This window comes from Hamadaea sp. NPDC051192, from assembly GCF_040682475.1.
GTDB lineage: Bacteria > Actinomycetota > Actinomycetes > Mycobacteriales > Micromonosporaceae > Hamadaea > Hamadaea flava.
In genome coordinates this window covers 32761-47245 of sequence record NZ_JBFBAZ010000017.1, presented here as the reverse complement: position 1 = coordinate 47245, position 14485 = coordinate 32761, and the positions used below count along the sequence as shown (strand labels likewise).

Genomic DNA, 14485 nt, shown 5'->3' with positions numbered 1-14485 from the left:
CGCGAGCCCCGGTTTCAGATGCGCCGATCCTGAGTTCGACAGGACAATTGTCCTACCGTTCCTGTCGCCCGCCCGACAGCGCCGCCGATGGAACCGCTAAAGGTACTGGCCGGTGCCCCGGGCATCGCCCGTCGGCGGCTGCTGACCCGTCGCCGGCAACGTCAGGCCCGGCGGGAGCGCCCGCGGCTGCTGGCCGCCCCGCATCTGCTCCAGCTGCATGCGCGCGGCCATCTGCTGGGCGACCAGGGTCGCCTGGATGCCGTGGAACAGCCCTTCCAACCAGCCGACGAGCTGGGCCTGCGCGATGCGCAGCTCGTCCACGCTGGGCGTGTTCGCCGCGTCGAACGGCAGCGACAGCCGCTCCAGCTCGTCGCGCAGCTCCGGGGCCAGCCCGTCCTCCAGCTCGACGATCGATCGCCGGTGGATCTCCGCGAGGCGCTGCCGGCCCGCCTCGTCGAGCGGGGCGGATCGGGCCTCCTCCAGCAGCTGCTTGATCATGCTGCCGATACGCATGACCTTGGCTGGCTGCTCGACCAGTCGCGCCGGGTCTTCCTCGACCGACTCGCCGCCCTCGCCCTGGGGCACCTCGACCGTGCCGACCGGACGCCCGTCCGGCCCGACGACCACCACGGTGGCCCGGTCGTCGTTGCGGTCTTCTGCCCGTTCCTCAGCCATGAATCCTCCGTGCTCGCCGCTCGACCCCTCATGCCTATCACATCGGGGGACGCACCGTCCGAGGACGTATCGGAACCGGTCTTCGATAACGGTTCGATGATCAAGCATTGACCTAGTGGGATTTGACCGGTAGAACGCCGAAGTGGACTTTGCTCGCCGGGTCCTCTGGAGGGCACCGCGCTTGGAGGACAAGTGAGTGAGATCGGCAAGCCTCTCATCCCACGTCGCAGCGCCTTGCGTGCCTTGGGCGGCCTCGCCGTCGGCGGGTTGACCGCGGGCGCGTTGAGCGCCTGCGACAGCGCCGGTTCGGCCGGCGGCCCGACCGGGACGATCTCGGTCGGCCTGCTGATCCCGCAGACCGACGAGCTGAAGGCGATCGGCTCGGACATCTACGACGGATTCAAGCTCTACACCGACCTCAACCAGCCGTTCGGCACCTACGACATCTCGATCGTGCAGGCCGAGGAGCGGGACAAGCCGGCGGAGAGCAAGGCCGCGGTCGAGAGCCTCATCAAGAAGGGCGTCTCAGCGATCGCGGGCGTGGCGCAGCCGGAGACGCTGCTGGCCATTCGCGACACGGTGGAGAACGCGCACATCCCGCTGATCAGCGCGCACCAGAACCCCAACGCGCTGCAGAGCGTACTGTGGATCTGGAGTTCGTCCTATGTGGGCAAGGAGCCGGGCGTCGCGCTCGGCCGCTACCTGCAGGCCATCGGGGCGAGCGTCGCGATCGTCGGGTCCGCCGAACTCACCAGCACCGACGCCGTCGCCGGATTCCACGAGGGATACGCCAAGGCGATCGAGAAGAGCCGCGTCTTCAAGACCAGTACGCAGAGCGTCACCTCGATCGTGTCGGCGATCGAGGGAATCGACCCCGACGCGGTCTTCTGCGCGTTGACCGGGCCGACCGCGTTCTCGTTCATCAAGGCGCTGCGGGCGGCCGGAGTGGACGCCGAACTGTACGCACCCGGCGACCTGACCGAGGGCACGGCGCTGGACGGCGCGATCAGCAGCCTCGGCGAGAAGACGGCGACGGGCATCTACACGGCGATGAACTACTCGGCCGACCTGTCGAACGCCACCAATCAGCTGTTCGCGTCCCGCTTCCGCAGCACCGTGCGGCGGACCCCCTCGTCGTACGCCGTGGCCGGCTGGGACGCCGCACAGGCGCTCGACAAGGCGATCCGCGCGTGCGGCGAGGCGCAGCCGTCCCGCGACCTGATCAACGCCAAGCTGGGCGGGTTGGGGCAGATCACCAGTCCCCGGGGCACGATCGCCTTCAACCAGACGCGTACGCCGTTGCAGAAGTGGTATCTGCGCCGGGTGATGAAGGACGGCCCGAAGCTGGCGAACGTGACCGTCCGGAGTCTGGCGACGCTCGGCTAGGGGATCAGGCGGCGCGCAGCTCGGCCACGCAGCATTTGACGCTGCCGCCGCCCTTCTTCAGCTCGCTGAGGTCGACCGGCACCGGGTGGTACCCGGCGGCGGTCAGCTTGTCGGCGTACGCCGTCGCCTCGGTGTTGACCAGGACGTTGTGCCCGTCGCTGACCAGGTTGAGGCCGAAGGCCAGGGCGTCGGCCTCGTCCGCCGGCACCGAGTCCGGGAAGAGCTGGGCGAGCACCCGCTGGGAGCTGGCCGAGAAGGCGCCTGGGTAGTAAGTGATCCGCTGGTCGTCGAGGACCGCCAGCGCGGTGTCCAGGTGGTAGAACCGCTCGTCGACCAGGCGCAGCGAGACCACCGGGCGGCCGAGCACCTCCTGCGCCTCGGCGTGGGCGGCGGTCTCCGTCCGGAAGCCGTGCCCGGCGAGGATCAGGCCCCGCCCCGGCACGTACGCGAAGTCGCCTTCGCCCTCGTTGACCTGGGTCGGCGGGACGAACTTCCAGCCGCCGGCGGATTCGTAGAAGGCGCGGTGCGCGTCGGCCTCGGCGGCGCGCTCGGCGTACTTGAATCGGGCGCCGTAGACGATCCCGTCGACGCTGAACGCCCCGTTGGCCGCGAAGACCATGTCGGGCAGCCCGGCCACCGACGGCAGGACGTGCACGTGATGGCCCAGGCCGAGCAGCGCCGTCCGCAGGGCGTCCCACTGCCGCACCGCGCGATCACGATCGACCGGCTGGTCGGCGCGCATCCACGGGTTGATCTCGTACGCCACGAGGAAGTGCTCGGGCGGGCTCATCAGGTAGATCACGCTCACCTACAGTAAGGAGGGCTTGGGGACGCGAACAGCCGTTATTCATGCGTCTGAGAGGCGAAACGTTGCAGCTTGACGAGGTCGACAAGCGAATCATTGCGTCGCTCGTGTCAGACGCCCGAGCCTCGTACGCGGAGATCGGCGCGATCGTGTCGTTGTCCGCTCCGGCGGTGAAACGACGAGTGGACCGGCTGCGCGCGGCCGGGGTCATAAAGGGGTTCACCGCGGTGGTCGATCCGGCCGCGGTCGGCTGGACGACGGAGGCCTTCGTCGAGCTCTTCTGCACCGGCCGGACCACCCCGGCGCAGATCGCAGTGGCGGCTCGACGGCATCCCGAGGTCGTCGGGGCGTACACGATCTCCGGACGGGCCGACGCGCTCGTGCATCTGCGGGCGGCCGACATCGCTCACCTGGAGCAGGCGCTCGAACGACTGCGCGCCGAACCCTTCGTCACCAGTACGCACAGCATGATCGTGCTGTCCCGGCTGGTCGAGAACCCGGTGCCGTAGGGAACCTGTGCCGTGGGGAACCCGATGTCGTTGGGAGAGGAGAGCGCTAGAGGTACATGCCGGTGCGCTCGGGGAGCGCCGGCTTGTCGCCCTCGCTGTAGAAGCGCTTGCCGCCGAACTCGCCCTGCAGCCGGTCGTCGAGTTCGTCGGCGAGGCCGGTCATGACCTGGATCGCCAGCACGAGGTGGGTGGCCTGGAAGCGGCGGCCCATCACCGGGACCGATGCCCAGACCGTCCCGTTCGTGCAGTAGAGCCGGCCGATCGGCATCCGGTTGGTCAGCTCGGAGAGGCGTACGAACAGCTGCTCGTTCGGCTCGACCTCGGTGAGCAGGGGCGAGAACACGTCGATCAGGGGCGGGTTGTCCCGGACCTTCACGAAGACCATCGCCGAGCCCGCCCGGATGCCGATGTCGCCGTCCTGGTCGACGGTCAGCTCCTCCGGGGTGGTCTTGAGCAGCGCCGCGACCACCGTACGCACGCGCTCGCCGAGGTCGAGGCCGTCGTCGTCCGGATCCTCGCCGTCGGCGAGGTCGAGGTCGGCCTCCGAGAGGGCGAGCGAGGACTCCGGCCGGGCGGTGCCCAGGCCGGTGAGCGTGATCGACTCCTCCTCGCCGTCTCGCGCGCCGTAGACGACGAACGCCGGATGCGGGGCGCCGTAGACGTCGCGCAGCGTCCGAGTCAGCGTCACGGCCAGCTGCGGCGCGAGCTCCGACGTGGCGGTCTGGCCGAAGTGCTCGCGGGAGCCCGGGATGACGCCGGGCGGCGACCAGCCCAGCTCGATCATCGCCGCGACGGCGTTCCGGTCGAGCTTGTAGCCGGTGGGCAGCAGGCCGTTGCCGACCGCCATCGCCGAGAGGACGTTGTCCTCGCCGACGGTCACGCCGACCGAGTAGACGACGTCGCCGGTCCCATAGGCGGTCGGGTCGACCGTCAGGAAGAGCTCCGACTTCGGCGGCAGCGTCGGCAGGGCCTCCGCCAGCGCGCCGGCGAAGTCCCGCCACGCCTGGGTCACCTTCGCGGCCAGGTCGGACGTGGTGGGTTCGTCCAGCAGATGGAACTCGGTCATGACGGGCCTCCGATCCAGTCCCCGCCACCCTACCCACGCCAACATCGTCTGTGGCATCGCACGGTTGGTAATCAGATAGCCCTACTGTTGGCCACATGACATTCGCCGCGATCGTGCTCGCCGGAGGGGCCGCCCGGCGAATGGGCGGAGTCGCGAAGCCGTCGCTCACCGTCGAGGGCGATGCTCTCGTCGCCCGCGTCCTGGCCGCAGTCGCGGATGCCCAGGTCCGCATCGTGGTCGGGGCGGTACCGGACCTCCCCGCGGACGTCGTGGTCACGGTGGAGGATCCGCCGGGCAGCGGTCCGGTGCCCGCTCTCCGCGCCGGAGTCGCGCTGCTGCCCGACGACGTCGAGACCGTCGCGATCCTGGCCGCCGACCTGCCCTTCCTCACCGCGGGCACGGTCCGCACGCTCCGGACGGCGCTGGCCGACGCCGAGGCCGCCGTGCTGCTCGACGCCGAGGGCCGCCGCCAGCATCTCGTCGCGTGCTGGCGCATGGGCGCGCTGAGAACGGCGCTCACGACCACGTCGCCCCGAGTCCGTGATCTCTATCCGGTACGCACAGCGGAAGTGCCCCCCGCGCAAGCGCGGCTACCGGAGTACCTCGACTGCGACACCCCGGCGGATCTCGACCTGGCTCGGCGGCTGGCCGCTCAGAACCCGAGCTCGTCCAGCTCGGCGAGCACGGCCGAGCGATAGCCGCCCCCGAAGAGCGCGGTGTGCACCAGCATCAGGAAGAGCCGATGGCAGGGCAGCACGCCGCGCCACCCGGCGGGCAGCGGAAACTCCTCCTCGTACGCCTCCAGCACGACCCCGAGGTAGGCGACCCCGCCGAACAGCCCGAGGCAGGCGAGGTCGGTCAGCCGGTTGCCCCCGTGGGCGGCCGGATCGACGAGCCACCCGCGACCGGACTGGTCCCACAGCACGTTGCCGGGCCAGAGGTCGCCGTGCAGCCGGGCGGGCGGCTCGCCGGGGTCGAAGTCGCCGAGCCGATCGGCCAGGCGCTCGATCCGGGCCACGTCGCCGCTGTCCAGAGCGCCGCTCTCACGGGAGAGCACCGCGTACGGGAGCAGCCGGCGGGCGGCGTACCAGGTGCTCCAGGGCCCGTCGCTGGGCGTGTTGTCCATCGGCAGCGATCCGATGTAGCCCGGCCAAGGCGCGCCGAACGAATCCGCCCCGGCCGCGTGCAGCCGGGCGAGTTCGCGGCCGAACCGGGCGGCACCGGACTCCGTCGGCTCGCCCGGCTCGACCCATTCGAGCGCGAGCAGCTCGGGCAGCGCCACGATGACTTCGGGCACCGGCGTCGCGCCCGCCGCCCGCAGCCAGGTCAAACCTCGTGCCTCGGCCTCGAAGAAGCCCGGCGGTGGGCCGTCCGGGTGCGGCCAGGTCTTGGCGAACAGCGAGGTCCCGTCGTCGAGGGTGAGCCGGGAGGCGCTGCTGATCGACCCGCCGCCGACCGGCGTCTCCCGGATGCGCTGATGCGTCAGGAACGTCGGCAGCAGATGCGGATGCTCCCGGAGGAAGGCGAAGTCCACTCTGAAGACGTTAGGCTCCCGCGTCCGGTTCGGGAAACCGGCCGCGCCGAATGCTGAGGTCCCGCTGGCTGAGGTCGCGCTGGTTCGGCCAGCGGCCCAGCGTCGAGCCGGGCAACCCGCGCAGCATGGCGTCACGGATGAGCGCGGCCAGCGAGTAGTCCTCGTCGGCGGCCAGCGCACGGTCCAGGGCCACCCCGGCCAGCGGCCCGTTGCCGTCGCGCCAGGCGGCGAAGGCGAGCAGCGTCGCCGGCGGCGCGGCCAGCTCGGGATCGGCTCGCCGGGTGACGTCCGTCCACAGGCTCAGCTGCCAGGCCTCGTGATCAGTGCTCTCCCAGGCGCGGTCCCGGACCGGCAGCGACTGCAGGAGCAGCGTCAGCCAGGCGATCTGTTCGTCGGTCAGGCGTACGCCCCGGCGCCCGGCGGCGAGTGCGGCGTCGACCGCCAGGAAGCCCGCTGCGCGGATGGCCGGTACGCCGTCCCGGACGCCGTTGTCCCAGGCGCGCTGGATCAGCCGGGTCAGCCGCCGGCCGGCCCGGTCGACCGCTCGGCTCATCGTCCGCGCGGCCGGGCCGGTGACCGGGGCGACCTGCGCCCGCAGCGAATCCCGGTCGGGCAGCGCGGTCAATCCGGCCACGGTGGCCTCGGCCGGCACCGGGCTCGCCGCCGCGTCGAACGGGAAGCCGTCCGGCGGAGTGCACTGCTCACAGGAGGCGCAGAAGCAGCGGTCCCCGGTCACCCGGACCGCCGCCAGCAACGGAACCGGCAGTCGATCGCGTACGCGCTCCAGCACCGGGCCGACCGTCGCGAGTTCGCCGTACGCGGCCAGCAGCACCGCCTCGACCGGGGCTCGGTCGAGCACCTCGGTGATCGCAGCGGCCAGGCCGAGCACGTCGGCGTCGAGATCCCAGCGCTGGACCACGGCGACGGTGGCGTCCCGGAGACCGACGACCACGAGGCTGTCGGCCGGATGGAAGCCCAGCAGGTAGGGGACGGCAGCGGCCAGGTCGGCGGGGTTCCGCAGGGTCAGCGTCGGCGTCATGCGCCCAGGATCTCGGCGGGCCGGGCGAGGGTCGAGCGTTGTGGATCATGCTGTGGATAACCCGGGTTATCCACAGGGCGCGCCCGTTGTCGCTGCTCGAAGCCCACTGGGCGGACGCGCGCCGGGGCGGTGCGTCGTCCTGACACACTCTCGCGTTACCGTCGAACGGTGACCAACGGATTGCTGGACCGCTTCGGGCGGCGCGCCACCGATCTGCGCGTCTCGCTCACGGATCGCTGCAATCTGCGCTGTTCCTACTGCATGCCGGCGGAAGGGCTGCCCTGGTTGCCCCGGGCGGAGATGCTCACCGACGCCGAGATCATCCGGCTGATCACCGTGGCCGTCGAGCGGCTCGGGGTCACGGAGGTCCGCTTCACCGGCGGCGAGCCGCTGCTGCGTCCCGGCCTGACCGAGATCGTCGCCGCCGCGGCGGCGTTGCGCCCGCGGCCGCACCTGGCCCTCACCACCAACGGCATCGGGCTCGACCGGCTGGCCGGCGGGCTGGCCGCGGCCGGGCTCGACCGGGTCAACGTCTCGATCGACACGCTCCGGGCCGACCGGTTCGCCCAGATCACCCACCGGGACCGGCACGCGGCGGTGCTGGCCGGCATCGTGGGCGCGGCCGAGGCCGGGCTGACCCCGGTCAAGCTCAACGCCGTCCTGCTGCGCGGGATCAACGAGGACGAGGCGCCTGAGCTGCTCCGCTTCGCCGTCACGCACGGCTACGAGCTGCGGTTCATCGAACAGATGCCGCTCGACGCCCAGCACGGCTGGTCGCGCGAGCAGATGATCACCGCCGACGAGATCCAGGCCTCGCTCGCCGGGCAGTTCGGCCTGACCCCGGATCCGAGCCCCCGGGCAGGCGCACCGGCCGAGACCTTCCTGGTCGACGGCGGCCCGGCCAAGGTCGGCATCATCGCCAGCGTCACCCGCCCGTTCTGCGGCGACTGCGATCGCACCCGGCTCACCGCCGACGGGCAGATCCGCAACTGCCTGTTCGCGACCGAGGAGAGCGACCTGCGGAGCGCCATGCGGGGCGGGGCGGACGACGCCGAGCTGGCCGAGCGCTGGCAGCGCGCGATGTGGCTCAAACGCGCCGGGCACGGCATCGACAATCCAGACTTCTTGCAGCCCGCGCGGGGCATGTCAGCGATCGGAGGCTGAGTGATCACGGTTCGCTACTTCGCCGGGGCTCGGGCGGCGGCCGGGGTGACCCAGGCCGAGCTGCCCGACGGGAGCAGCGTCGCGGAGTTGACCGCGACGTCCGTTCCGCAGCTCGCCAAGGTCCTCTCGGCGGCGAGCTTCCTCGTGGACGGGACCGCCTGGCGAGACCGGGACGAGCCGATCCCGGCCGGATGCACGCTCGACGTGCTGCCCCCGTTCGCGGGCGGCTGAGCGTGGCCCAGATGGCGTTCTTCCTGATCTTCGCGCTCGGCGTCGCCGCCGCCATCCACTACTACCTCTGGTTCCGCCTGGTACGCAGCACCACGCGACCCGGCCGGGCGCGCCGGATCGGCACCGGACTCGTGGTGGCGGCGCTCGTCGTCCTCATCGGAGCCCTCGTGCTCACCCGGCTCGACGCCGACCTGGACTGGCTGGCCGTCATCGGCTACCTCTGGCTCGCCGTCATGTTCTACCTGCTCGTGACGCTGGCCGTGCTGGAGGTTCCGGCGTTCGTCGCCAAGCGGGTGGGATCGCGGGACCGTAGCGAGGCGCCCGACGCGGGCGCGCTCGCCGCCGCGGCCGCTCCGGCCGAAGAAGCCACCGACGACGACCGCCCCGGTGGGCGTACCCCTCAGGACGAAAGCCGGCGGTTGTTCGTGGCGCGCACGGTCGCGATCACCGCGGGGGTCGTCGCGGCCGGGACGGTGGGTTTCGGGGTGACCCAGGCGCTGGGCCGGCCGATGCTGAAGCGGCGGGAGATCGCGCTGGCCAAGCTGCCGCGCGCGATGGACGGCTACCGGGTCGCGCTGGTCTCCGACATCCATCTCGGGCCGCTGGCCGGGCGCAAGCACACCGAGCGCATCGTCGAGATGATCAACAGTCTCGACGCCGACATCGTGACCGTGGTCGGCGACCTGGTCGACGGCACGGTCGCGCAGTTGGGCGACGACGCCGCGCCGCTCCGGCTGTTGCGCAGCAAGCACGGCGCCTACTTCGTGACCGGCAACCACGAGTACTACTCCGGTTACGAGGAGTGGATTCAGGAGGTCACCGAGCTGGGGATGAAGCCGCTCCGCAACGAGCGGGTGGAGCTGCCGGGCGGTCTGGACCTGGCCGGCGTCAACGACGTGACCGGCGCCGGCTTCGACGACGGGCCGGACTTCGCGAAGGCGCTCGACGGGCGCGATCCCGCCAAACCGGTCGTGCTGCTGGCGCATCAGCCGATCCAGGTCCACGACGCGGCCAAGCACGGCGTCGACCTCCAGTTGAGCGGGCACACCCACGGCGGCCAGATGGCGCCCTTCAATCTGGCGGTGAAGTTGCAGCAACCGGTGGTGAGCGGCTATGACACCATCGACGGGACGCAGATCTATGTGACCAACGGCGCGGGATTCTGGGGGCCGCCCGTCCGGGTCGGCGCGCCGCCGGACATCACGCTCGTGGAGTTGCGCGCTCCGTGACGCTTCGCCCACGCGGTGGCTGCCGGTAAGTCAGACATCTCACGAGCCGGTGTGGCGGCGAGCGCGGCACCGCGCACGCATGCCAGGATTCACCGCGTGCCCCCGCTCGCGACAGACCCTATCGCCCCTTCGTGGGTCGCGGATCTGCACATCCACTCCCGCTACTCCCGCGCCTGCAGCCGTGACCTGGACCTGCCGAATCTTTCGTGGTGGGCCCGCCGCAAGGGGATCGCGCTGCTGGGCACCGGTGACATCACGCATCCGGCCTGGCGGGAGCATCTGCACGAGGCGCTGGTCGAGGCCGAGCCCGGCCTCTATCGGCTGAACCCCGACCTCGAGGCGGACGTCAACCGGCGGTTGCCCCCGGTGCTCGCGGCCCGCCCCAGCGCGCGATTCCTGCTCAGCGTCGAGATCTCCACGATCTACAAGGCCGGCGAGCGTACGCGCAAGGTCCACCACCTGATCTACCTGCCGTCCCTGGCGGCGGCCGAGCGGTTCGCCACTCGCCTCGGCCGGGTCGGCAACCTGGCCAGCGACGGGCGGCCCATCCTCGGGCTGCCCAGCCGCGATCTGCTGGAGATCACGCTGGAGGCCGACCCGGACGCGTACCTGGTCCCCGCGCACATCTGGACGCCGTGGTTCTCGGCGCTCGGCTCGAAGAGCGGCTACGACCAGATCGCCGACTGCTACGAGGATCTCGCCGAGCACATCTTCGCCGTCGAGACCGGGCTCAGCAGCGACCCGGAGATGAACTGGCGGGTCTCCTCGCTCGACCGGTACGCCCTCGTCTCCAATTCGGACGCTCATTCGCCGCCGGCCCTCGGCCGGGAGGCGACGCTGCTGCGTGGTCCGCTGGACTACTTCGCGGTCCGGGACGGGCTCCGCGACCGCAGCGCGCTCGTGGGGACGGTGGAGTTCTTCCCTGAGGAGGGCAAGTACCACGGGGACGGCCACCGCGCCTGCGGCGTCAACTGGACGCCGGAGCAGACCCGCGCGGCCGGGGGCGCGTGCAGCGTGTGCGGCAAGGCCGTCACCGTCGGCGTACTCGCCCGGGTGGAGGAACTGGCCGACCGGGTCGCGCCGCCGACCACGCCCGAGGTGCGGGTCGAACATCTCGTGCAGCTGCCCGAGATCCTCGGCGAGATCGCCGGGGTCGGCCCGAAGAGCCGGACGGTCGAGACGAAGGCGGCCGCGCTGGTCGCCGCGATCGGACCGGAGCTGCACATCCTCCGGGAGGCGCCGCTGGACCAGATCGGCGCGGCCGGTGGCACCGACCTCCAGGAGGCGATCCGCCGGTTGCGGGCCGGCGAGGTCCGGCGCATTCCCGGCTACGACGGGGAGTACGGCGTGATCCGGCTCTTCGATCCCGGCGAGCTGGGTGCGGCCGACGCCCTCTTCGAGGTGCCCGTCGTACCGGTCACCCGGGTGCCGGCGCCGAAGCAGCGTACGCCCCGGGCCAGTCGCGAACCGGTGTCCCGGCCGGTCTCCAGCCCGCCGCCGGTGGTGTCCCCGCCGCCACCGCCGCCGGTCTCCCCGCACGAGCCGTTCGAGCCGATGCTGGCCGGAATGGAAGAGGTCGGCACCGGACTGCTCGACCGGCTCGACGCCATGCAACGGGTGGCCGCCTCCGCACCGGGTGGTCCGCTGCTCATCGTCGCCGGTCCGGGCACTGGCAAGACGCGTACGCTGACCCACCGGATCGCGTACCTGTGCGCCGAGATGCACGTCTTCCCGGAGCAGTGCCTGGCGATCACCTTCACCCGGCGAGCCGCCGAGGAGTTGCGGGAACGCCTGAAGGCGCTGCTCGGCCCGGTGTCGGGCGACGTCACCGTCTCCACCTTCCACGCGCTGGCCCTGTCGCTGCTCCGCGAGCAGGACAAGTCGCTGGTCATCGCCGAGACGCCGGACGCACCGGGCGTGACGCTGGACGAGCTGGTGCCACGCCTCGTCAAGTTGCTGCGCGCCAAGCCCGATCTGGCCCATTCGCTGCGCAACCAATGGCGGTGGGTCTTCGTCGACGAGTATCAGGACGTCGACGAAGACCAGTACGAGCTGCTGCGGTTGCTCGTCCCGGCCGACGGCAACCTGTGCGCCATCGGCGATCCCGATCAGGCGATCTATTCCTTCCGCGGCGCGGACGTCCAGTACTTCCTGCGATTCGCCAAGGACTTCACCGACGCCCGGCTCGTCCGGCTCACCCGCAACTACCGCTCGTCCGCGCCGATCATCGCGGCGGCGGTGCAGGCGATCGCGCCGACGTCGCTGGTGCCGGGACGGCGGCTCGATCCGGCCAAGGTCGACCCCGAGGCGTCCCTCATCGGCCGGTACGCCGCCGGATCGGCCGCCGAGGAGGCCGAGTTCATCGCGCGTACGGTGGACGAACTGGTCGGCGGCGTGTCGCACCGGTCGAAGGCCGACACCCGGGGGGTGCAGTCGGTCACCGTCTCCTTCACCGACGTGGCCGTCCTCTATCGGACCGACGCGCAGGCGGCCACGATCGTCGACGCGTTGCAGCGCGCGGGAATCCCGGTGCAGAAGCGATCCCACGACCGGCTGCGGGACCGGCCCGCCGTCAGCGCCATCGCGGCCGAATTGCGCCTCGCCCAGGGCGACCAGCCGAACCTGATCAGCCGGATGAAGCAGGCGGCTCAGGTGCTCGCCGAGCGTCCCGCGCTGGACAGCACGCTCAGCCCCGAGGATCTGTGGGCGGCGGTCGACCTGCTGACGCCGCTGGCCCGACGCTGCGAGAAGGCCGGCCTGGAGACCTTCCTCACCGAGCTGGCCACCGGGGCCGAGGTCGACGCGCTGGACCCGCGAGCCGAGGCGGTCACGCTGCTCACTCTGCATGCCGCCAAGGGCCTGGAGTTCCCGGTGGTCTTCCTCGCCGGCTGCGAGAACGGATTGCTGCCGCTCCGGCTACCGGGCGCCGCCACCCGGCTGACCCCGGACGAGCAGGCCGCCGCGGAGGCGGAGGAACGCCGGTTGTTCTTCGTCGGCATCACGCGGGCGCAGCGACGCCTGTATCTGACCCACGCGGCCAAGCGATTCCGGTACGGCTCCGAACGTGAGGCCAGCCCGACGCCGTTCCTCGACACCATCGACGCCGGCCTGCTCGAATGGCTGGGCGACACCGCCCCGGTACGCCGTCGCGACCAGCAGTTGCGGTTGCTTTAGCGGAGTTGTCCGATGCGAGCAGGACTGGCGTAACCGCACCGGATGAGGCAGGGTATTCCCAGGATTTCATGATGTTCAGGGGACAACGACCTGGAGGGACGTGGGGATGTCGGTCCGACTGGTCACCGTCGACGCCGTAACGCTGGCTCGGCTCGGATACGCCGCAGCGGTCTCGGCGTACCCGGACATTTCTCTGGTGGGCCAGGCGACCAGCCCCGACGAAGCCGTCGAGCTGGTGAACGCGTTGTCGCCCAACGTCGTCGCGGTGGACACGCATCTACCGGAGGGCGACGGCGTCCAACTCGCCGTGAAGCTGCGCGCGGAGCACCCCCACCTGGGCATCGTCCTGACCGGCCCGGCCGAGGACGACTACATCTTCCGGGCGCTCGAAGCCGGGCTGTCGGCGTTCCTGCCCCGCACCGCCACCGTCGAGCTGCTGATGTCGGCGGTCCGCCACGCGGCGGTCGCACCGGCCTCGTTCACCGCGCCCAACCTGGCCGCGGCCCTGGCCCGCCGGCGCGCCCGCGCCGCCGCGCTGAGCCCGCGCGAGGAGGAGATCCTGCGGCACCTCAACACCGGCTCGTCGCTGGCCTCGATCGCCAGCCAGCTGCGGTTGACCGAGTCGACGGTGCGGACCTACGTCGCGCGGCTCTACGACAAGCTCGGCGTCCACAACCGGGCGCAGGCGCTGATCGTCGCCGCGCAGCACGACCTGCTCTGACAGCCGGCCCGCCGAGTGCGGGCTAGCCGACGAACGAGTCGAAGATCCGGATCACACCGGGCCCGATCACGACCACGAACAGGGCCGGCAGCAGGCAGAACACCAGCGGGAAGACCACCTTCACGGGGACCTTCGCCGCCGCTGCCTCCGCGTACTGCCGCCGCTTGACACGCATCTCCCGGGCCTGTTCGCGGAGCACGTCGGCGATCGGGATACCCAGCTCGGTGGCCTGCAACAGCGCGGTCGCGACGGTCCGCAGCTCCAGCACCGAAGTACGCGACCCGAGTGCCCGCAACGCGTCGGCTCGCCGCTGACCCATCTGCATCTCGTGCAGCATCCGGGCGAACTCCCGGCCGACCTCGCCGGGTAGCGTTCCGGCGACCTGGGCGACCGCCGCGTCGAAGCCCAGACCGGCCTCGACGGAGAGGGTGAGCAGGTCCAGCGCGTCCGGCAGCTGACGGCGGATCGTGGTCTGCCGCCGCACTCCGATGTCGTAGACGATGACGAACGGCAGCCAGAATCCGGCCACCGCGCCCAGGATCGTCCAGACCGCGATCCACGGAATGGAGTCGCTGACCAACAGGCCGAAGAAGAACCCGACGACCGCGCCGCCGAGCAGGCCGATGCCCTGCATCTCCATGAGCCGCTCGGCCGGCCAGCCCGGCGGGTTTCCGGCGTAGTCGAGCCACTTCTGCAGCCGGCTGATTGCGCGCTGCGGCGTCAGTGTCCGGCCGAGTCCCGCGATGCGCTGACCCAGTGGGGGCAGGTTGCGGTCGCTCGACGTGGCGGTGCTGCTGGGCGGCGCGCCGCCGGGGGCGTACATGCGGTCGATGGACTCGATCGCCTTCGCCATGTTGTCACGCCGGCTCGACGTGGAGATCAGCAGTGACACCGCCAGGACGATCGCGAGGAAGATCGCCCCCAGGCCGGACAACGCGATGACGTCGATCAT

The 14485-nt window shown here is 71.2% G+C and carries 14 protein-coding genes; 8 read left to right on the top strand and 6 right to left on the bottom strand.

The genetic code is table 11. The features are described from left to right. Window positions 1-96: 96 nt before the first annotated feature. Window positions 97-675, bottom strand: a complete 579-nt coding sequence (locus AB0M47_RS10215; RefSeq protein WP_363411389.1) for a bacterial proteasome activator family protein — start codon at window positions 673-675, stop codon at window positions 97-99. A 192-nt stretch (window positions 676-867) separates the two neighbouring features. Here AB0M47_RS10215 and AB0M47_RS10210 point away from each other — a divergent pair, with 192 nt between their 5' ends. After that, the gene (locus tag AB0M47_RS10210; RefSeq protein WP_363411387.1) at window positions 868-2061 is read left to right on the top strand and encodes an ABC transporter substrate-binding protein; all 1194 of its coding nucleotides are present in this window, start codon (window positions 868-870) and stop codon (window positions 2059-2061) included. A gap of 4 nt (window positions 2062-2065) precedes the next feature. Here the strand turns inward: AB0M47_RS10210 and ddaH are convergent, their stop codons facing one another. Continuing rightward, window positions 2066-2851 carry a dimethylargininase gene (gene ddaH / locus AB0M47_RS10205; protein ID WP_363411471.1) on the bottom strand — a complete coding sequence of 262 codons (786 nt, stop codon included), beginning with the start codon at window positions 2849-2851 and terminating at the stop codon, window positions 2066-2068. 80 nt (window positions 2852-2931) lie between these two features. Here ddaH and AB0M47_RS10200 point away from each other — a divergent pair, with 80 nt between their 5' ends. After that, window positions 2932-3375 carry an Lrp/AsnC family transcriptional regulator gene (locus AB0M47_RS10200; protein WP_253763736.1) on the top strand — a complete coding sequence of 148 codons (444 nt, stop codon included), beginning with the start codon at window positions 2932-2934 and terminating at the stop codon, window positions 3373-3375. A gap of 46 nt (window positions 3376-3421) precedes the next feature. Here AB0M47_RS10200 and AB0M47_RS10195 read toward each other — a convergent pair whose 3' ends face one another. Continuing rightward, window positions 3422-4441: a hypothetical protein gene (locus tag AB0M47_RS10195; RefSeq protein WP_363411385.1), complete on the bottom strand. Its 1020-nt coding sequence runs from the start codon at window positions 4439-4441 to the stop codon at window positions 3422-3424. A 95-nt stretch (window positions 4442-4536) separates the two neighbouring features. Here AB0M47_RS10195 and AB0M47_RS10190 point away from each other — a divergent pair, with 95 nt between their 5' ends. Continuing rightward, window positions 4537-5139, top strand: a complete 603-nt coding sequence (locus AB0M47_RS10190) for a molybdenum cofactor guanylyltransferase (RefSeq protein ID WP_363411383.1) — start codon at window positions 4537-4539, stop codon at window positions 5137-5139. On the opposite strand, the gene AB0M47_RS10185 is transcribed toward AB0M47_RS10190, so the two are convergent. Both AB0M47_RS10185 and AB0M47_RS10180 read right to left on the bottom strand, forming a co-directional pair. After that, entirely contained in the window at window positions 5094-5975 is an 882-nt protein-coding gene (locus tag AB0M47_RS10185) for a fructosamine kinase family protein (protein WP_363411381.1), read from the bottom strand. The genes AB0M47_RS10190 and AB0M47_RS10185 overlap by 46 nt on opposite strands. A gap of 10 nt (window positions 5976-5985) precedes the next feature. Next, window positions 5986-7014: a DUF4192 domain-containing protein gene (locus AB0M47_RS10180; RefSeq protein WP_363411379.1), complete on the bottom strand. Its 1029-nt coding sequence runs from the start codon at window positions 7012-7014 to the stop codon at window positions 5986-5988. 168 nt (window positions 7015-7182) lie between these two features. Here AB0M47_RS10180 and moaA point away from each other — a divergent pair, with 168 nt between their 5' ends. The 5 genes from moaA to AB0M47_RS10155 all read left to right on the top strand — a co-directional run bounded on the left by moaA (window position 7183) and on the right by AB0M47_RS10155 (window position 13533). After that, the gene (moaA, locus tag AB0M47_RS10175) at window positions 7183-8178 is read left to right on the top strand and encodes a GTP 3',8-cyclase MoaA (protein WP_363411377.1); all 996 of its coding nucleotides are present in this window, start codon (window positions 7183-7185) and stop codon (window positions 8176-8178) included. After that, window positions 8179-8409 (top strand): MoaD/ThiS family protein, encoded by a 231-nt coding sequence (locus AB0M47_RS10170; protein ID WP_363411375.1) that lies wholly within the window; start codon window positions 8179-8181, stop codon window positions 8407-8409. A gap of 11 nt (window positions 8410-8420) precedes the next feature. Then, window positions 8421-9638 (top strand): metallophosphoesterase, encoded by a 1218-nt coding sequence (locus AB0M47_RS10165; protein ID WP_363411373.1) that lies wholly within the window; start codon window positions 8421-8423, stop codon window positions 9636-9638. A 96-nt stretch (window positions 9639-9734) separates the two neighbouring features. Beyond that, window positions 9735-12812: a UvrD-helicase domain-containing protein gene (locus AB0M47_RS10160; RefSeq protein WP_363411371.1), complete on the top strand. Its 3078-nt coding sequence runs from the start codon at window positions 9735-9737 to the stop codon at window positions 12810-12812. 106 nt (window positions 12813-12918) lie between these two features. Further along, a complete protein-coding gene (locus tag AB0M47_RS10155; protein WP_253759081.1) occupies window positions 12919-13533 on the top strand; it encodes a response regulator transcription factor in 615 nt (204 codons plus the stop codon). A gap of 22 nt (window positions 13534-13555) precedes the next feature. On the opposite strand, the gene AB0M47_RS10150 is transcribed toward AB0M47_RS10155, so the two are convergent. Further along, window positions 13556-14485, bottom strand: a complete 930-nt coding sequence (locus AB0M47_RS10150; protein WP_363411369.1) for a type II secretion system F family protein — start codon at window positions 14483-14485, stop codon at window positions 13556-13558.